General features: G+C 72.4%; 16 protein-coding genes. 9 read left to right on the forward strand and 7 right to left on the reverse strand.

The features are described 5' to 3' along the window. Positions 1-29 precede the first annotated feature (29 nt). The 5 genes from FXF51_RS07620 (at position 30) to FXF51_RS07640 (ending at position 7,688) form a co-directional block, all read left to right on the forward strand. Positions 30-1,004, forward strand: coding sequence for a hydroxyacid dehydrogenase (locus FXF51_RS07620; RefSeq protein ID WP_148433562.1), 975 nt, complete (start codon positions 30-32; stop codon positions 1,002-1,004). Positions 1,005-1,029: 25 nt separating this feature from the next. Next, on the forward strand, positions 1,030-2,085 hold the full coding sequence (locus FXF51_RS07625) for a LacI family DNA-binding transcriptional regulator (RefSeq protein ID WP_222871170.1): 1,056 nt from the start codon (positions 1,030-1,032) through the stop codon (positions 2,083-2,085). A 112-nt stretch (positions 2,086-2,197) separates the two neighbouring features. Next, on the forward strand, positions 2,198-3,475 hold the full coding sequence (locus tag FXF51_RS07630; protein ID WP_148433563.1) for a M60 family metallopeptidase: 1,278 nt from the start codon (positions 2,198-2,200) through the stop codon (positions 3,473-3,475). Continuing rightward, positions 3,472-5,781 carry a polysaccharide lyase 8 family protein gene (locus FXF51_RS07635; protein WP_222871171.1) on the forward strand — a complete coding sequence of 770 codons (2,310 nt, stop codon included), beginning with the start codon at positions 3,472-3,474 and terminating at the stop codon, positions 5,779-5,781. Before FXF51_RS07630 ends, FXF51_RS07635 begins: the two co-directional genes overlap by 4 nt. Continuing rightward, a complete protein-coding gene (locus FXF51_RS07640) occupies positions 5,778-7,688 on the forward strand; it encodes a DUF2264 domain-containing protein (protein WP_148433565.1) in 1,911 nt (636 codons plus the stop codon). Before FXF51_RS07635 ends, FXF51_RS07640 begins: the two co-directional genes overlap by 4 nt. On the opposite strand, the gene lexA is transcribed toward FXF51_RS07640, so the two are convergent. Both lexA and FXF51_RS07650 read right to left on the reverse strand, forming a co-directional pair. Further along, positions 7,619-8,278: a transcriptional repressor LexA gene (lexA, locus tag FXF51_RS07645; RefSeq protein ID WP_148433566.1), complete on the reverse strand. Its 660-nt coding sequence runs from the start codon at positions 8,276-8,278 to the stop codon at positions 7,619-7,621. The two genes, FXF51_RS07640 and lexA, sit on opposite strands and share 70 nt — an antisense overlap. A 49-nt stretch (positions 8,279-8,327) precedes the next feature. After that, positions 8,328-8,630 (reverse strand): phosphopantetheine-binding protein, encoded by a 303-nt coding sequence (locus FXF51_RS07650; protein ID WP_187414243.1) that lies wholly within the window; start codon positions 8,628-8,630, stop codon positions 8,328-8,330. On the opposite strand from FXF51_RS07650, the gene FXF51_RS07655 reads away from it, so the two are divergent. Then, a complete protein-coding gene (locus FXF51_RS07655) occupies positions 8,625-10,187 on the forward strand; it encodes a class I adenylate-forming enzyme family protein (RefSeq protein WP_262379365.1) in 1,563 nt (520 codons plus the stop codon). The genes FXF51_RS07650 and FXF51_RS07655 overlap by 6 nt on opposite strands. On the opposite strand, the gene FXF51_RS07660 is transcribed toward FXF51_RS07655, so the two are convergent. Genes FXF51_RS07660 through FXF51_RS07680 form a run of 5 tightly spaced genes read right to left on the reverse strand, consistent with a single transcriptional unit; the run spans position 10,164 to position 14,721 of the window. Next, entirely contained in the window at positions 10,164-11,471 is a 1,308-nt protein-coding gene (locus FXF51_RS07660) for a nucleotide disphospho-sugar-binding domain-containing protein (protein ID WP_148433568.1), read from the reverse strand. The two genes, FXF51_RS07655 and FXF51_RS07660, sit on opposite strands and share 24 nt — an antisense overlap. Further along, on the reverse strand, positions 11,468-12,673 hold the full coding sequence (locus FXF51_RS07665) for a radical SAM protein (protein ID WP_148433569.1): 1,206 nt from the start codon (positions 12,671-12,673) through the stop codon (positions 11,468-11,470). Before FXF51_RS07665 ends, FXF51_RS07660 begins: the two co-directional genes overlap by 4 nt. 11 nt (positions 12,674-12,684) lie before the next feature. Continuing rightward, the gene (locus FXF51_RS07670) at positions 12,685-13,206 is read right to left on the reverse strand and encodes a hypothetical protein (RefSeq protein ID WP_148433570.1); all 522 of its coding nucleotides are present in this window, start codon (positions 13,204-13,206) and stop codon (positions 12,685-12,687) included. Further along, positions 13,203-13,685: a cupin domain-containing protein gene (locus tag FXF51_RS07675; RefSeq protein ID WP_148433571.1), complete on the reverse strand. Its 483-nt coding sequence runs from the start codon at positions 13,683-13,685 to the stop codon at positions 13,203-13,205. The genes FXF51_RS07670 and FXF51_RS07675 overlap by 4 nt, the downstream gene beginning before the upstream one ends. 40 nt (positions 13,686-13,725) lie before the next feature. Beyond that, entirely contained in the window at positions 13,726-14,721 is a 996-nt protein-coding gene (locus FXF51_RS07680) for an aldose epimerase family protein (RefSeq protein ID WP_222871174.1), read from the reverse strand. Between the two features lie 90 nt (positions 14,722-14,811). On the opposite strand from FXF51_RS07680, the gene FXF51_RS07685 reads away from it, so the two are divergent. The 3 genes from FXF51_RS07685 (at position 14,812) to FXF51_RS07695 (ending at position 18,253) form a co-directional block, all read left to right on the forward strand. After that, on the forward strand, positions 14,812-15,765 hold the full coding sequence (locus tag FXF51_RS07685; RefSeq protein WP_148433573.1) for an LLM class flavin-dependent oxidoreductase: 954 nt from the start codon (positions 14,812-14,814) through the stop codon (positions 15,763-15,765). 92 nt (positions 15,766-15,857) lie between these two features. Further along, a complete protein-coding gene (locus FXF51_RS07690) occupies positions 15,858-16,670 on the forward strand; it encodes a TauD/TfdA family dioxygenase (protein WP_187414244.1) in 813 nt (270 codons plus the stop codon). A 23-nt stretch (positions 16,671-16,693) separates the two neighbouring features. Continuing rightward, positions 16,694-18,253: a pyridoxal phosphate-dependent aminotransferase gene (locus FXF51_RS07695; protein WP_148433575.1), complete on the forward strand. Its 1,560-nt coding sequence runs from the start codon at positions 16,694-16,696 to the stop codon at positions 18,251-18,253. Position 18,254: the final 1 nt, after the last annotated feature.

An 18,254-nucleotide genomic window follows, 5' to 3' on the forward strand; every position in this document is an offset into this window, starting at 1 on the left:
CCCCGCTCAGGCCCCGTGCCGTCCTCGCGATGGCGCCAGGAGTCCGGGAGGAGGTGTTCGGGCAGGCGACGCTGCGCAGGCTCGCCGACCTGGCCGAGGTGCACGACCAGGTGCTGCACGAGACCAGCTCGGCCGGAGCGCTGCGCGCGATGGCCCGCGCGGAGGTCCTCGTCACCGGCTGGGGCTGCCCGAGGATCGGCGCCGACCTGCTCGACCGGGCGCCCGGCCTGCGCCTCATCGCGCACGCCGCCGGCACCGTGAAGACCTTCCTCGACCCCGAGGTGCTCGACCGCGGCGTGCGGGTGACCAGCGCCGCCGACGCCAACGCGGTGCCCGTCGCCGAGTTCGCCTACGCCGCCATCGTCTTCGGCGCCAAGCGCGCCTTCACCCTCGCCCACCGCTACCGCGAGTCGGGGGACCGGCGCGACTTCAGCGGCCTGCCCTGGCTCGGCACCCGCGGCATCACGGTCGGGCTGATCGGGCTGTCCCGGATCGGGCGCAGGGTCATGGAGCTGCTGCGCGGGCTCGACGCCGAGGTGCTGGTGTACGACCCGTACGCCGGGGCCGAGGAGATCGCCGCGCTCGGCGGCGCCGCCGTGGACCTCGACACGCTGGCCGAACGGTCGCACGTGGTCAGCCTGCACGCGCCGGAGACGCGCGAGACGTACCGGATGCTGGACGCCAGGAGGCTGTCGCTGCTCAGGGACGGCGCGGTGGTCGTCAACACCGCGCGCGGCGGGCTGATCGACACCGAGGCACTGGTCAAGGAGGTACGCAGCGGCCGGCTGGACGCGATACTTGATGTCAGCGACCCGGAGCCGCTGCCGGCCGGTCATCCGCTGTTCGACCTGCCCAACGCGTTCGTCACCCCGCACCTCGCCGGTGCCCAGGGCAACGAGCTGACGCGGCTGGCCGAGTCGACGCTCGCGGAGATCGCCCGGTACACCGCCGGCGAGCCGCTGCTCCACGAGATCCGTCGTGCCGAGCTCGACCGGATGGCATGATCGTCAGCCACGGAAAGGAGGGGACGTGACCGAGCAGAGCCTGGCGACCATGGCCGATGTGGCGGCGCGCGCCGGGGTCTCCAGCGCCACCGTCTCCCGGGTGATCAACGGCAACTACCCCGTCTCGGCCGCGACCAGGCAGCGGGTCGAGCAGGCCATCGCCGACCTCGGGTACGTCGCCAACGCGCACGCCAGAGCCCTGGCGGGAGCCACCAACAGGACCGTCGGCATCATCATCAGCGACCTGATCGACCCCTTCTACGCCTACATCGCCCGGGGGGTCGAGCGTGAGGCCACCAAGCACGGCAGGCTGTGCATGGTCTCCTGCACGCACGGCAGCCACGAGCAGGAGCTGGCGCTGATCGACCTGCTGCACGAGCAGCGCGCCGACGCGGTGATCCTGGTCGGCGGCGCCTACGAGGACCGCTCCTACGCCGCGCAGGTCGCGCGCAGGGCGCGCGCGCTGCACGCCAGCGGCTCCACGCTCGTGCTGTGCGGGCGCCCCTCCCTCGGCGAGGACGTGCCGACCAGGACCGTCGAGTACGACAACGAGGGCGGCGCCTTCGCCATCACCGACTACCTGATCACGCAGGGGCACCGGCGGATCGTCTTCCTGGGCGGGCCGCCGCACCTGTCCACCACCATCGCCCGGCTCGCCGGGCACCGGCGCGCGCTGCGCTTCCGCGGCCTGCCCCAGGACAAGGCCCTCATCCACACCGGCCAGCTCAACCGCAGGTTCGGCTACGACAGGATGCGGGCGCTGCTGGCCGAGCCGCTCGACTTCACCGCCGTGTTCTGCGCCAACGACACCGTCGCGGCGGGCGCGATGCAGGCACTGGAGCTGGCCGGGGTGTCCGTGCCCGAGGGGATGTCGGTGGTGGGGTACGACGACGTGCCCATCGCGCAGGAGCTGCGGCCCCAGCTCACCACGGTGCGCATCCCGCTGGAGGAGATGGGGCGCCAGGCGGTGCGCGTCGGGCTGGACGTCACGGAGGACAACGACTACCTCTCCCCCGTGCAGACGACGGCCGTGGTGGGCACGCACATCGTGGTCCGGGCGTCGGTCGCCCCTTTGCGATAGCAAGCGCTTACCCCTCAGCGGGACGAACCCGCCGGTAGAAGCGGGGCAGAAAGCCGTAGAAAGATCCGGTAAGCCCTTGACCGTCATAGAAAGCGCTTACAAACTCCCTCCCATGACCCCCCTCAGTCGCAGATCCCTCCTTGTCGCGGGCGGCGCGGGCGCGGCCCTCTTGCTCGCCAGGCCCGCCCTCGCCACCACCGCTCCTTCTCGCACCTTCGCCCTCAGGGCCAGGCCCGGCGCGGAGGACGAGCGCCTCCGGCTCCAGCAGGCGCTCAGGACCACCGACTTCCACCCCACCGGCGTGCACCTGCCCGCCGGCGCCCCGCTGACCGTCGAGGTGGCCGCGCCCGACGGGCTCCTGCCCACCCTGCACGTCGGGGCGCCCGACACCCACGCCGACGTCGCGTACAAGAACCCGCGCGCCTACCCGCTGACCGCCGGCCTCAACACCGTCACGGACCCCGGCGGAGGCCTGGTCTACCTGTCGCTCATCGGTGACGGGCAGCGCGCCAGGGTCAGGTTCCGCTCCGGCGGGGTGCGCGTCCCCACGTTCAGGCTGGGCGAGACCAGCGCGGACGACTTCCAGCGGCAGCTCGACACGCTCACCGGCGCGCCCCAGGTCGAGCTGGTGTCCGGGCGCGCCATCGTGACGGTCACCCGCGACGGCGCGCTCGCCTGGCGCGACCAGGACCACGCCGCCCTGCTCCGGCTCCTGGAAACCATCATCGCCTCGCACGCCGCGATCTCCGGGCTCTCCCGATCGGAACGTTCCCCGCTGCCCTTCCACCTCGTCGAGGCCCCCCGGATGCCGGCGGGCGCCGGGGCGTACGCCACGCACGGCTGGACCGCCTACCCGCGCACCTACCTCGACCGCCTCATCACCGTGGACGGCCTGCGCACCAGGGGCTGGGGCGTCTACCACGAGCTCGGCCACCAGCACCAGCAGATGGCCTACAAGCCGAACGACCTCACCGAGGTCACCGTCAACATCTACGCCCTGGCCGCCCAGCGCACCCTCGGCCGGCCGTCCAACCTCGTCACGAACGGCGCCTTCGCCTCCGCCCTGGCCAAGCTCCCCGCCGCCGACTACCTCAAGCTGGGCGCCTACGAGAAGCTCGTCCCGTTCCGGCAGCTCGAACTGGCCTTCGGCGAGGACTTCCACCCCCGGCTGCACCGCCTGGTGCGCGCCGAGCGGCCCGCCTCCGACTACACCGAGTCGGCCAAGCGCTGGGGCTACCTCGCGCTCTACACCTCCAGGATCGCCCGCGCCGACCTGACCGCCTTCTGGCAGCGTTGGGGGGCGCCGATCATGGACGAGTACCTCGCGCAGGTGGCCGCGCTCGGTCTGCCGCAGCCCAGCACGGACCTGACCCGCCTGGTCGAGCCGTGACCAGCCGGCGTGCGTTCATCGGCGGCCTGGCCGCGGCGCCGCTCCTGAGCGTGCCACCCGGCCAGGACCCCTTCGCCGAGCTGCGCGCCAAGGCCGCCGCCCTGATCACGGGCGGCCCCATCGACCCGGGCGACCCCGTCTTCGCCGCTCCCCTCTCCCGGCTGGACGCCGCCGCGCAGGCGTACCGGACGGGCATGAACCTGTCCGCCGGCCGCACGCACCTCTGGCCCGACCTGCCCCTCACCGGCGTGTCAGACGACATCGCGGGCAGCTACCAGCGCCTGCGCACCCTCGCCGTCGCCTGGGCCAGCCCCGGCACCACCACCCACGGGAACGCGTCCGCTGCCCAGGACATCCTCGGCGGCCTCGACTTCCTCCACGAACGCGCCTACAACGAGAGCAGGCGCGAGACCGGCAACTGGTGGCACTGGGAGATCGGCGCCCCGCGCGCCCTGATGGACACGGCCGTCGTCATGTACGACGCGACCACCGCCGAGCAGCGGGCGGCCTGGATCCGCGCCGTGGACCGCTTCTGCCCGAACCCCGACCGCAGGACCAACCTCACCGACTTCGCGGAGACCGGCGCCAACCGGGCCGACAAGGCGCTCATCGTGGCCCTGCGCGGCATCGTCGGCGCCGACTCCGGCAGGCTCGCGCTGGCCCGCGACGGCCTGTCCGACACGCGCGACGCGGGCAGGCACACCCTGTTCGGCCACGTCACCTCGGGCGACGGGTTCTACGCCGACGGGTCGTTCGTCCAGCACGACGTGGTCGCCTACACCGGGTCGTACGGGGTGGTGCTGCTCCAGTCGCTCGCCACCGTCCTGGGGCTGCTCGGCGGCAGCGCGTGGCAGGTCACCGATCCGGCCGTGCGCGTCGTGCTCGACGCGGTCGAGAACGCCTATGCCCCGTGGATCCACGAGGGCCTGATGATGGACAGCGTGCGCGGCCGGGCCGTGTCCCGGCAGTTCAACCGCGACCACGACGCCGGGCGCGACGCCGTGGACGCGATCCTGCACCTGGCCGCGGGCGCCGGCGAGCCCTACGCCACCCGGTTCAGGCGACTGGCCAAGGGGTGGATCCGGCGGGGCCGCTTCCTCGACGCCGCGGACGTCGCCGCCACCGCCAGGGCCGCCGCGCTGCTGTCCGACGGCACGGTGACCGCGGCGCCGCGCCCGCGCGGCCACCGCGTGTTCGCCGCCATGGACAGGGTCGTGCACCGCCGCCCGTCCTGGTCGTACGCGATCAGCCTGTCGTCGCGGCGGATCGCGATGTACGAGTGCGGCAACGGCGAGAACTACCGCGCCTGGTACCAGGGCGACGGCGCCACCTACCTGCACCTCGACCTTGGCCACTACAGCGACGACTACTGGCCGACGGTCGACTCCCACCGGCTGGCCGGCACCACCGTGGACACCCGCCGCCGCGACCCCGCCGTCTCCTCCGGCGGCACGGGCACGTTCCGGCCGGGCAACGCCTGGGCCGGCGGCGCCGCCGCCGACGGGTACGGCGTGGCGGGGCTCGACCTGGCGGCGCCGGGCACCACGCTGACCGCCAGGAAGGCCTGGGTGTGCCTGGACGACGCGGTCGTCTGCCTGGGCGCGGGCATCACCAGCTTGGACGGCCGCCCCATCGAGACCGTGGTCGAGAACCGCGCCACCGCCGCCGCCCTGACCGTCGGCGACGGCTGGGCCCACCTCGGCGGTGTCGCCGGTTACGTCTTCCCCTCGGGGTCCGTGCCGCGCACGCTCAGGGAACGCCGCACCGGCGCCTGGCTGGAGATCAACGACGGGCCGAGCACCAAGGGGACCGCCGATCCGGTGGCCCGCGACTACACCACCCTCTGGTTCGACCACGGGGCCGACCCGTCGGACGCCGCCTACGCCTACATCGTGCTGCCCCTCGCCACCCGGGAGCGGACCGAGGGCTTCGACGGGGTCGAGATCCTCGCCAACACGGGCGGCGCGCAGGCCGTACGGGCGCGAGGGCGCTCGGCGGGCGGCGGCGAGCTGATCGCGGCGATCTTCTGGACGCCCCAGGAAGCAGGCGGGATCTCGGCGTCGGTTCCTTGCGCGGTGCTGATCCGGCGGGCGGCCGGACGGATCACGGTCGCGGTGTCCGACCCGGGCCGCGCCACCACCACCGCCACGATCGCTCTCCCCCACCCGGCGCACCACCTGATCGAGGCCGACGATACGGTCACCGTGACGACGGGCGAGCGCCCCCAGGTCACGGTGGACCTGACCGGCTCGGCCGGCCGCACGCACACCGCCGTACTGGCCACGGGCCGGAAAGGCCGAACATGATCCCTCCCTACCTTCCGCTCCCGCCGTCCGACCGCGTGCTCTCCTCGCGCACCGGCTGGACCCGCGCCCACTGGGAGTCCCTGGCCGACCACCTGCTGGAGTCCGTCACGCCGTACGCCTCCCCCGGGCTGGCGCAGTACCGGCTGCCGGGGCGGGCGAGCTGGTCGGGGGTGGTGCTGGACGGCCTGGAGGGGTTCGCGCGGACGTTCCTGGCCGCGGCGTTCCGCATCGCGGGCGCGGACGGGAACGTGCCGCACCTCGTCGAACGGTACGCCAGAGGGCTCGCCTCGGGCACCGACCCGTCGAGCGGCGAGTCCTGGCCGGTGCTGACCGACTGCTCGCAGCAACTGGTGGAGGCCGCGTCGATCGCGATCGGCCTGCACGAGACCCGGCCGTGGCTGTGGGACCGGCTCGACGACGGCGTGCGGGAGCGGGTGGTCGGCTGGCTCGGCGGGTTCGTCGGCAAGCGGACCTGGGACAACAACTGGATGTTGTTCCAGACGGTGACGGAGGAGTTCCTCAAGTCCGTCGGCGGGCCGTACGAGCAGCGGGAGATCGACCGCGGCCTGGAGCGGATCGAGGACTGGTACGTCGGCGACGGCTGGTACACCGACGGCGGCTCCAGGAACTTCGACTACTACTGCGGCTGGGCGCTGCACCTGTATCCGGTGTTGTGGACCCGCATGTCGGGGGACGCCGAGCGGGCCAAGACCTACCGGGGGCGGCTGCACGATTTTCTCCAGACATATCAGCATTTCTTCGGCTCCGACGGCGCGCCCATCCACCAGGGCCGCTCGCTCACCTACCGCTTCGCCGCCGTCGCGCCCGTCTGGCTGGGCGCGCTCGCCGACGCCACCCCGCTCAGCCCCGGGCAGACGCGCAAGCTGGCCTCCTCCGTCGTGCGCCACTTCGCGGAACGCGGCGTCCCCTCGCCCGACGGGCTGCTCTCCCTCGGCTGGTACGAGCGGTTCCTGCCCGCGACGCAGGCCTACTCGGGGCCGGCGTCGCCGTACTGGGCCTCGAAGGCGTTCCTCGGGCTGCTGCTGCCGCCGGACCACCCCGTGTGGACCGAGCGCGAGCAGCCGCTGCCCATCGACGAGCACGACGTGACCGCCGCCGTCCCGGCCACCGGGCTGCTCCTGCACGGCACCCGTCACGACGGGATCGTCCGGCTGCTGAACCACGGCAGCGACCACGGCGCGCCGCCCGACGACCCGCACTACGCCAAGCTCGCCTACTCCACGCGCACGGGGCCTGAGTCGGCCGAGCACGCCTGGCCGCATACCCTCGACAACCACCTCGCCCTCCTCGCGCCGGACGGCGTCCCCTCGCGCCGCACCGCCATCCGGGCCCTGTCCTGCGGCGGCGACACCGCCGCCTCCTCGTACGAGACCGGGACGGGAGCCGTGATCACGACGACCTCGGCCGTGTGCGGGCCGTGGGAGGTGCGGGTGCACGAGGTCGCGGACGGGCAGGGCCACGCGGTGCGCGAGGGCGGCTACGCCCTCGCCGACGCCGATCCGCCCGCCACGGTCACCGGCAAGGGCTGGGCGCTGGCCCGCCGCGCCGACGGCCTCACCTCCGCCGTGATCGGCCTGCACGGGTGGGACGAGGTGAGCGTGGCGCGGGAGGTCGAGTCGAACGCGTTCGGGCCGCATTCGGCGATCCCCTGCCTGCACTCCGGCACGCCCGGGCTGCACGTCTCCCTCGTGGTGCTGTCCGGCGACGAGGTGCACCCTGGCGCGTTGCGCGAGGCCGTCACGGTGCGGGTCTCGGACGACGCGGTCACCGTCACCTTCCCCGGCGGCACCACCGTCACGCTGCCTCAGACGCTGCCTCAGACGCTGCGCAGGACTGACACCACGATGCCCAGCACCACGGCCTCGTCGCCGTCGATGACGTCGTAGGCGGGGTTGCGGGGTTCGAGGTGGACGTGCCCGCCGCGCCGCCGGTACACCTTGACCGTGGCCTCGCCGTCGATCATCGCGGCGACGATCTGCCCCGAGTGCGCCTCGGGCTGCTGCCGGACCACCACGATGTCGCCGTCGCAGATCGCGGCGTCGATCATCGAGTCGCCCCGGACCCGCAGGCCGAACACCGTGCCGCGGCCGGTGAGGTCGCGCGGCAGGGTCAGCGCCTCGTCCAGGTGCTCCTCGGCCAGGATGGGGCTGCCGGCCGCGATGTCACCGACGACGGGCACGCTCACCAGGTCGGCGGGCCGCTCCCGCTCCGCCGGCCGCAGGAACGGGCGCACGTCGATCGACCTGGTCATCGTCGTGCCCCGGCGCAGCAGGCCCTGCTCCTCCAGGCTCCTCAGGTGCTTCGACACCGACGAGGGCGAGCGCAGCCCGACGGCGCGGCCCAGCTCGCGGGTGCTCGGAGGGTAGCCGTACCTCGCCACCCAGTCCCGGATCGTGGCCAGGATGCGCTGCTGGCGCTGCGGCAGGGCCGAGAAGTCCGCGTACTCGAAGGCGTCATGATCGTCGTAGCTGGTCACCTGCGAAATGCTAGGGCCATCGCGGGCCCGCCGGGGTGACCGACCGCGCTCAGGGGACGAGGCGGCGCACCGCGCCGGTCAGCGACCGGGCGCTGCGGAACGTTCCCGGCTCGATCATTTCGTCCGGGAATTCGATGGAAAGGCGCTCCTCCAGCTCCGTCATCAATTCCACCATGCGCAGGGAGGTGAGCCCGGCGGCGTTCAGTTCGGTGTCCGGATCGAGCTCTCCGACGCCCATTCCCAGAGTTTTCTCGATAAGACTCGTGACTATTTCATGAAGCTCATCCACAGTGTTATCCTCGGTCGATCGATCACTTCCGACAAGGGCTGATGATCCGTGGCCGACGTGCATCGTTACCCCTCCTCCGCGCCTGCGCGCGCATGCTTCACCGACTTTTTCGACGAGCATCTCCGGGCCCGCCCCGACGCCCCGTACATCACCGGCGAACCGGCCGTGGCGGGTGAGCGGATGACGCTTTCCTTTCGGCGGCTCGACGACTGCAGCCGCCGTCTCGCGTACTGGCTGAAAAACGAGCTGGGCGCCCGCGAAACGGTCGGCCTCATTCCGCGGAACGAGCTGACGTCGGTGCTGACGATTTTCGCCGCGGTGCGCGCGGGATATCGTGTGCTGTTCCTCAGCCCGGCCGACCCGGAGGCGCGGCTGCGCGAGCAGGCGGAGGCGCTCGGCGTGACGGCCGTCCTGAGATCCGCCGCCGTGCCCGAGGACGCCTACGCCGGGGCGATCCCGATCCCCGAGCCGTACGACCTGCCCGACGCCGGGCCGGTCGAGAAGTCCAGGACGAACGCTGACGGTGACGTGTTCTACTTCGGCACGTCGGGCTCCACCGCCGCCTCGAAGCTGGTGGCCCAGTCGCATCGCAACGTGGTGTCCAACGCCGAGGCGGTCCGCCGCCACCACGGGCTGGCCGCGGGCGACCGGCTGCTCGGCTGCCTGCCGGTGCACCACGTCAACGGGGTGCACTTCTCGCTGATGGCAACGTTCATGGCGGGCGCGCACGTCATCCTCGCCGACAGGTTCGACCCGTTCGCCTATCCGCGCCTCATCGAGGAGTGTCGTCCGCGCATCGCCAGCGTGGTGCCGAGCATCCTGGAGACGCTGACGGCCACGTGGCGGCGCCCCTCGCTGCCCGCCGGGTTCGAGTACTTCGTCTCCGCCGCGGCCCCGCTGCCGGCCGCGACCGCCCGCGCCGTCCGGGAGCGGCTCGGCGCCCGCGTCCTCCAGGGGTACGGGCTCACCGAGACCACCAACTTCTCCACCACCATGCCGCCCGGCCTGCCGGAGGAGGACGTCGCGCGCTTCGTGACCGGGGCGGACGTCCCGTCGATCGGGGTGGCGGTGCACGGCAACGAGGTGGCCGTGCTGACCAAGGACGGCGAGCGGGCCGCCCCCGGCGAGGTCGGGGAGATCTGCATGCGCGGCCACAACGTCATGAACGGCTACGCGGGCAACCCGGAGGCGACGCGGGAGGCGTTCGAGGGCGGCTGGTTCCACTCGCAGGACCTCGGCTTCGAGCTGCGCGACGATTCGGGCCGGGCCTTCTTCTTCGTCACCGGGCGGTTGAAGAACATCGCCAAGGTGGGCGGCGAGTCCGTGTCGCTGGAGGAGATGGAGAAGGTGCTGCGGTCGGTGCCGTACGTCAGGGACGCCGCCTGCGTGGCGACCCCGCACCGCTTCCTCGGGGAGGAGATCGTCGCCGCGGTCGTCCACACGGGGGACGCGCCCGAGACGGTCAACGTGCGTCCGCATCTGCTCGCCGCCTTCGCCCAGAGTGTGGTCCCGAACCGGGTGGTCCGCCTCGACGCGATCCCCAGGACCGCGACGGGCAAGATCCGGCGGCCCGAGCTGGCCCGCCTGCTCGCCGCGTCACAACCGGCTCCTGGCGAGTGACGCCACGAGCCGGGCGGCGCGCGGCGCGCCGCCCGCCGCGGTCATCCGGTCCCTGAGGGTCAGGCACGCCTGCCGGTACGACGGCTCGTCCAGCACCTGCCGCACGGCCCTGGCCAGCCGGTCGGCGGTCAGCGTGGCGTAGACGTCGTGCGGGTCCCAGAGCGCCACCGCCGCCCCGCCCGCGATGGCGATCTCGGCGTTCGGGAGCTGGTCGCCGGCGCCGGGCACCGAGATCATCGGGACGCCCGCGAGGATGCTTTCGGTGGTGGAGTTCGTGCCGTGGTGGGTGATGAACGCGTCGGCGTAGCCGTCCAGGAGCTCCCGTTGCGGGAGAAAGGGCCGTACCACGAAGTTGTCCGGCCACTTCGGCTCGGCGGCGAGCGCGGAGCCGGTCGCGGCCACGACGAGCACGTCGTCGCGGTCGCCGAGCGCGCGGACCAGGTGGCGAAGCAGGGCCGTCAGGTACGCGCGCCCGCTCGGCGCCCCGCCGACCGGCGAGTGGAGCCTGAAGCCGGTCAGCACGGTGCCGAGGGAGAACAGCACGATCGAGCGGCCCGCCCGCCGCGCCGCGTCCAGGACCTCGTAGGGGAAGCCCTGGCCGGAGGGCCCTGAGCCGATTCTGATCTCGCCCACCGACGGGCCGACGAACGCGCAGGTCCCGTCGTGGCGCGACAGCGCGGCGTGCAGCCGTGGCGCCGTCGCCGGGTCCGGCTGCCTGGACAGCGACTCGATCGCCGTCACGATCGACAGGTCCGGCGACGGGAAGAGCACGGGCAGGAACCCCTCGCCCAGCGGGTCCAGGCCGTACAGCTCCTGATAGCGCCGGTTGGCCGGGGCGAGCCGGCCGCCGTCGTGCTGGAGCACGAACTGTTCGCCGAGCGCGCCGTACCCGGGGAAGGTGACCAGCGACGCCGACGGCAGGCCGAAGACCCGCGCGGCGACCAGCCCGTGCACGCAGAACACGTCGTACAGCACGACGTCTGGACGGAACTCCGCGACGCGCGCCGTCATCCGCTCGGTGACCGCGAGCGGCAGGACGAAGCTCTTGTACGCCAGCTCCGACACTCCAGGCGGCGGCGGGAGGGCCGCCGGGGTCTCGACGGGAACGTGGCACGCGCCCGCCGCGGTGAAGGCCCGCCCGAGCGAGCCCGCCCCGAAGCTGCGCACCTCCGCGACCGCCGGATGGGCGGCGAGGGCCTGCACGATGGGCAGCAGCGGGTTGACGTGGCCGACGGCGTCGATGGGGAAGACCGCGACCCTGACGCCGCTCGCCCCCGGGCTCATACGAGGGGAAGCGGTTTGCGGATCTGGATGGCGGCTTCGATCCTGGGCGTGCGGTAGTCGCGGCCGTTGCAGTAGCCGCACGCCCGCAGGTGCGTCGTCCTGCCGTACAGGCGCCGGATGTCGGCCCGCAGGGCGGCCCCCGACCTGCCGGACGTCAGGTCCACCACGTCGGCCGGATCCTCCGGGATGGCGCCCAGGTTGGTGCCGTTGGCGGAGAACGGGCAGCGGTAGAGCTTGCCGTTGAGCAGGGTCAGCACGTCGTTGACGCAGCAGTTGCGGAACATGTCGTCGAGCTCGGCGTCGCCGCGCTCGACGAACCTGATGCGCCCGGAGTCGGTCCAGACGGGGATCTTCGACAGGTGGGTGACGCCGTTCTCCTTGAGCGTCGCGACCAGCTCGTCGTGCTTCCTGGAGTGCGCGCCGTAGTTGGTGATCTCCACGATGACCTTGTCGTGGCGCAGGCAGTCGAGGTTGTCGCCGCGCGGGACGATGGTGGCGTTGGTGTAGATCACCACCTTCTGCACCTGCTCGTAACCGGTCAGCTTGCTGATCACCCGGTGCACGCGCGGGTTGACGAACGGCTCGCCGCCCAGCACCCGGAACTCGTAGATCCCGTCGATGGCCTCGACGATGCGGTCCACCGCGCTGTCCAGGAGGTCGAGGTCGCTGTGCCGGGGCTTGGTGTAGTACTGCATCAGGTTGGAGCAGTCCTGGCACTTCATCGAGCACGCCTCGGTCACCACGACGTCCAGGTACTTCAGGACGAGCGGGTCGTCGGCCGATTCCCCGGCCTTCATGCACTCCTGCTTGTGCAGCGCGATCTTGCGTTCGATCAGCACCAGGTCCATGCCCGTGTCGGAGCCGCGGAAGTCGAACCCGTCGAGCAGCGCGACGCAGTCGTGGATCTCGGTGAAGCCCATGGCGCGCAGCCGCGCGGTCATGGTGTGCAGGTAGTTGCCGCACAGGAAGATGTGCGAGTCGGCGGGGAGCTCGGTCAGCCGTTCCGGCGCCCTGATGTCCAGGCCGCGCAGGGTCTGCCCCTGCTTGCTCTGCCGGCCGTCGGCGAAGCAGGTGACCGGCACGCCGAGCCGGGTCAGCGCCTCGTGCGCGAGCACGCCGATGTCGCCCGCGCCGAAGAGCACGACGGGCCGGCCGCCGGCGGCGAGCTCGGCCACCAGGTCCGGCGCCACATAGGTGTTCATCGAAGCGTTCCTCACTGCCGTAGGAACTTCTGGAGGTAGACGTAGCGCCTGCCGCTCTCATCGGCGTGGACCGGGCCCTGCTGCTCGAAGCCGAGGCCCAGCAGCATGGTCCTGGTGTCGGTGAGGTCGGGGTTGGCCTCCGCGCGCAGCACGTCGGCCCCCGCGTCGCCGGCCAGCCTGATCGCCTTCCTGACGCAGCGCACGCCCGCGAAGGAGCCTCCGGCCAGCAGCTCGGGCAGGACCGCCAGCCTGCTCAGGTAGACGGGGTCGCGGGCGGCGGGGAAGGCGGCCGTGTCCAGCCCCGACGGGGGCGACCCGCTGAGGGTGAACGACGCGACCGCCTTGCCGCCGTGCCTGAGCACGTGCACGCAGCCGCGCGACACCAGGGCCTCGGTCGTCTCGACCCGCCTGGCGGGGGCGGCCGTCCCCGATCGCGCGGCCTGGTGGGCGTCGCACAGGACGAGGAGCTCGTGCAGCTCGGCCGCGTCCTGGCCGTCCTCCCACGTCCAGGCCGCGCCGCCCGGCCGGGTCATGCCCGGTCCGCCGCCATGGCCGGCTTCACGACCGTCATCCGCTGCGTGGAGTCGATCGGCAGGTGCGGCACGCCGAACGAGAGCAGCTCCAGCGGCTCGCGTACCGCGTGGTTGGTCTTCACCCCGTGCGCGTAGTCGGCCGGCACGAAAACCGTGTCACCGGCGACCATCTCGTAGTCGACGCCGTCCACGTGGATATAGCCGCGTGAACTGAGCACGTACAGGATGTGCGCGCCCGGATGCGTGTGCAGCTCGAATTCGGCGCCGCTTTCCATGGTGATGCGATCGGCTCCGACTTCCACGCCCCGCTCGATCAGCTCGGCCGCGCCGGCCGTTCCGCGAATTCCTTTCAGTACGACGCCGTCGGAGTCGTAGAGAAAGCTCTGGGGGCGGTCGTAGACATTTCGAATGTGCGTGTCGGGATCGAATCGTACCTGGTTTCCTCCCAGTTCGATGGGAGTATTCCCCGTTAGTAACATGAGCCGGACGCTAGTCGGCCTGTCCGGCCGCCGACAACCGCTATCGTGCTCTCTCCGAACGGCTCCTGGCGGTGGGGAACTCATGCACGGTGCGGTGCACGTACCGCTGCCCGGGGTCGAGGCGGACCGAGGGGAAGTCGGGCCTGTTGGGCGCGTCGGGCCAGGCGCCCGCCTCCAGGCAGAGCCCGGCCCTGGGCCGGTGGAAATGGTCGGCCGAGTAGACGCCGACGCCGGGCTGGTCGGTGGTCACCCACATGGTCCTGCCGCTGGCCTCGTGGGACAGCTCGGCCGCCCAGGCGGGGTCGTCCAGCACGAAGAAGTCGTCGAGCCGCGCCCCGGCCAGGTCCCTGGGCCTGGTGTAGTCGAGCGCGGTGCCGGTGATGTCGCGCGGCGGGCCGGGCAGCGGGACGAGGTCGTCGTCGAAGGCGACGGTGCGGCGGGAGTTGAGCGCCAGCCGGTGGCCGTCGACCGGCTCCGAGCCGCCGGACAGGTTCCAGAAGGCGTGGTTGGTGAGGCCGACGATGGTGGGCGCCGTGGTGACCGCGCCGAACGCGAAGACCAGCCGCCCGTCGGGGCCGAGCTCGTAGCGCGCCTCGGCCGTCACGTCGCCGGGGTAGCCCTGATCGCCGTCGGGGCTCTCCAGCGTCAGGCGCAGGACGAGCCGGTCGCCGCGCGTCTCCGCGTCGGCCTCCCAGACGTGGCCGTCGAAGCCCAGCGTGCCGCCGTGGAAGTGGTGCCCGCCCTCGTTGCGGTCCAGCTCGTGTTCCACGCCGTCGAGGGAGAACCGGCCGCCGGAGACGCAGCGGCAGTAGCGCCCGACGGTGGCGCCGACGTAGGCGGTGCGGCGGCGGTCCGCGTAGGAGTCCAGGTCGGGCAGCCGGACCACGACGTTGCCGACCCGGCCCGCGCGGTCCGGGACGAGGACCTCGACCAGCGTGGCGCCGTAGGTCCACACGGTGGCGGCGAAGCCGTTGCCCGCGTCCAGCGTGTACGCGTGCACGTCCGCGCCGTTCGTCCTGCCGACTGGCGTGCGCACGATTCGCACGTGGAACCTCCGGTCGTGGCCTGCCGGACCTGCGTGTGACACATTGGACCACCCCGGCCCGAACGAGATCAATGGGGAGTCATGCTCCGATTCGGCGTTCACTCCGGCCAGCAGTACAGCACCTTCGAGGAGTGTCTCGGCCTCTGGCAGCGCGCGGAGGAACTGGGCTTCGACTGGGTTTCGCTGTTCGACCACTACCGGCCGCCGCTCGGCGGGCCCGACGGCCCCTGCTTCGACGGCCCCGCGCTGCTGGCCGCGCTGGCCGCCAGGACGAGCAGGGTGCGCTGCGCCCTGCTGGTGTCCGCGGTCACCTGGCGGCACCCTGCGGTGGCCGCCGCGGCCGCCGCCACCATCGACCACATCTCGTCGGGCCGGCTGGAGTTCGGCGTCGGGGCGGGCGGCCCCGACCTCGGCTACGAGCAGTTCGGCCTGCCCTTCCCCGACTCAGGCACCCGCCTGACCATGCTGGAGGAATACTGCGGGATCCTGCGCAGGCTGTGGGACGGCGAGCGGGTCACCTTCCACGGCGAGCACTACCGGCTGACCGACGCCTACCTGCGCCCGCGCCCTATCCAGCGGCGGCTGCCGCTGGTGATCGGCGGCGGCGGCGAGCGGCGCAGGCTGCGCGTCGTGGCCAGGCACGCCGACGTCTGGAACACCCTGGCCGGCGACCTGGACGGCTACCGCCGCAAGGTGGGCCTGCTGGCCGGCTACTGCGCCGAGGAGGGCCGCCGGCCCGAGGAGATCCGCCAGTCGATCACGTTCAGGGCGGTGCTCGCGCCGACCCCCGAGGAGGCCCGGCGGCGCCGCGCGGAGCGGCTCGCCCTGCTTCCGCCCGGCTCCCCCGACCTCGCCGAATATCTCACCTTCGGCACCCCGGAAGAATGCGTCGCCGGCCTGCTGCCCTATGCGGAGGCGGGCGTGCGGGATTTCCTGCTCGGCTGCCGGCCGCCGCTCGACTGGCAGACGATCGAGCTTTTCGCAACTCGCGTCGTGCCGGAACTCCGGGAGAGAGCGCACGCCACAAGAAGTTAGCGGGCGGCGGGCTGGATAGCATGCACTCGGGTTCACGGGGAGTGTGAGTTATGCATCATGGTGCATTCACAGAGAATTCTGCCGACCAGCATGTGACCTCCAGAGAAAAGCTGCTCGACGGCGGCGGCGTTCTGCCGCCGCCCGCGACACCGATAATTCACGCGACGGCCGCCGCATTTCTCGGCGGCCCGGCCCACGACGCCTTGCGTTGCCTGGCCTCGACCGGCTGCGCCGTCGTGCAACTGGACGAGCCGTTGCCCGCGCGGCAGTTCCTGGCCTTCGGCGCGATGCTCGGCGAGGCGATGCCGGAGAAGGATCCGGCCGTCCTGCCGTACGTCGAGGAGGAGGTCATCCTCAACCTCCGCCGCGAGCACGCCACCACCGCGGACGTCTCCCTCCAGCCGTTCGCGACGAACTCCCTGTCGCTGCACACGGAGAGCAGCGGCAGGAAGGCCGCCGAGCAACCGCGCTACATCGTCCTGATGTGCGTCGCCCCCGGGCACGACCCGACGGCCTCGCAGACGGTGCTGGTGCCCATGGCCGCCGTGGAGAGCCGGATCGGGCCCGAGGCCGCGGCGACGCTGCGCCGGACCCGGTACCGCCACAGCGCCGAGGGCCCGCACATCCTGCGCACGGTGGACGGCCGGCCGGTCTTCTCCTTCCGCGACTTCCTCTCCCAGACCCTGCAGTGGACCCATCTGGGGCAGGACGCGGACGACGTCAACCGGGCCGTGCTCCGCCTGCTGGCCGCCATGTACGGCACGTCCGCCACAGGCGTCCACTGGGCCAGGGGCATGATCGTCGTGATCGACAACACCTCCTTCTTCCACGGGCGTACCGCGAGCCCGCCGGCGGCCGCGACCTCCGCTGCCCCGCGCCATCTCAAGCGGCTGCGCATCATGTGATCGCCGAGCCTCAAGGACACGCCATGCGGTTATTCGAGTCCGTACGTCCGGCCCGCCTTCCCGCGGTCCCCGGAGCGCCTGTCTCCTTCGCCGGCCGCGACGGCTTCGCCGACGGTTTCGTGCCCGCCGTCGACGACCGGATGCTCGACGTCTACGCCCGCGCCCGCAATCCGGAGGACCCGCTGGAGCTGCGCGACCTGTGGCTCGGCCGGGTGGAGTGCGAGCTGGGCGCCCGGGCGCTGCGCGCGGGGCAGGCCGAGCGGTGGCGCTCCGCCACCGTGCTGCGCACGGTCGGGCCCGCTGACGTGCTCGGGTCCAGGGCCACGGTGCGCTTCGTCAAGGAGCTGTTCAACTGGTACTTCCGCGACGACCTCTACGGCGAGCTGCGCCCGCAGGCCACCCACATCCTGTCCGGCGGGTCCATCGACGAGCAGGCGTGGGGCCTGCCGCAGACGCTGAAGGACTGCGTCCGCTTCGCCCTCGACATGGACTGGTACGGCTACTCCGACTCCCGCGGCCGCCTCCCGGTGCGCGAGGCCGTCGCCGAGTACGAGAACGCCCGCATGGAGACCCCCGCCTACGGCGCCGGAAACGTGGCGATCACCATGGGCGGCACCTTCGCGGTCAGCTCGCTGGCCGACTTCGTCCTGCACGACGCCGCGCCCACCGGCTCGCCCGCGCTGTGCGCCATCCCCAACTACCCGCCGCTCGTCGAGACCGTGGCCCGCCGGTCGCAGGTGCGGCTCGTGCCGCTGCCCTCGCTGGACGGGCGCACCTCGCTCCAGCCGCTCATCGACGCGCTGACGCCGGACACCCCGATGATCCTGCTGCAGACGGTGGGCAACCCGACCGGCGCAGCCGTCGAGGAGGCCGACCTGGCCCGGCTGATCAGGGCCGCCTCGCCGTCCACCATGATCGTGCTGGACGAGTGCCACGAGTGGCTCGGCCCGGCGCGGCCGTGCTCGGCCGACCGGGCCGCGCCGAACGTCATCCGCGTCTCCAGCCTGTCGAAGACCTGGTCGGCGCCGGGGCTGAAGGTGGGCTGGCTGCTGGCGGACGAGCGGTTCGTGGCCGACTACTACGAGTACGCCTCCACCACGTTCGGCGGGCCGCCGTCGTTCTTCTACACGATCGTCGAAGTGCTGGCCAGGATGGAGCGCTGGCTGCTGACCGGCCTCGTCACGCCCACCGCCGCCGAGGTCGGCGAGTTCGAGCCGGCCTACGGCATGCGGCTCGGCCCGCTGATCGCGGCCTACCGCTCCTACCGGGAGGAGCGGCTGCGGCGCGAGGCGGGCCTGACGGCGCTGCGCGGCCAGGCGAGCAGCGTGCTCGCGCGGATCCCCGCGCGGGTGCTGGAGCCGCGCTACTCCATCAACACCATGGTCGAGTTCACCGGCTGGGACGACTCCTACCGCTGCTTCCGCGACCTGCTGCGCGACAGCGGCGTGTCGGTCTTCCCCGGCATCCTCACCTTCTGCTTCTCCGGCGGCGTCGTCCGCATCACCAGCTCGCGCCGCGAGCAGGACCTGCGGGCCGCGCTCGACCGGCTGGAGTCCGCCTTCACCCTGGCCACGCCACGGTGAC

The organism is Nonomuraea sp. PA05, assembly GCF_008086045.1.
Classification (GTDB): Bacteria; Actinomycetota; Actinomycetes; order Streptosporangiales; family Streptosporangiaceae; genus Nonomuraea; species Nonomuraea monospora.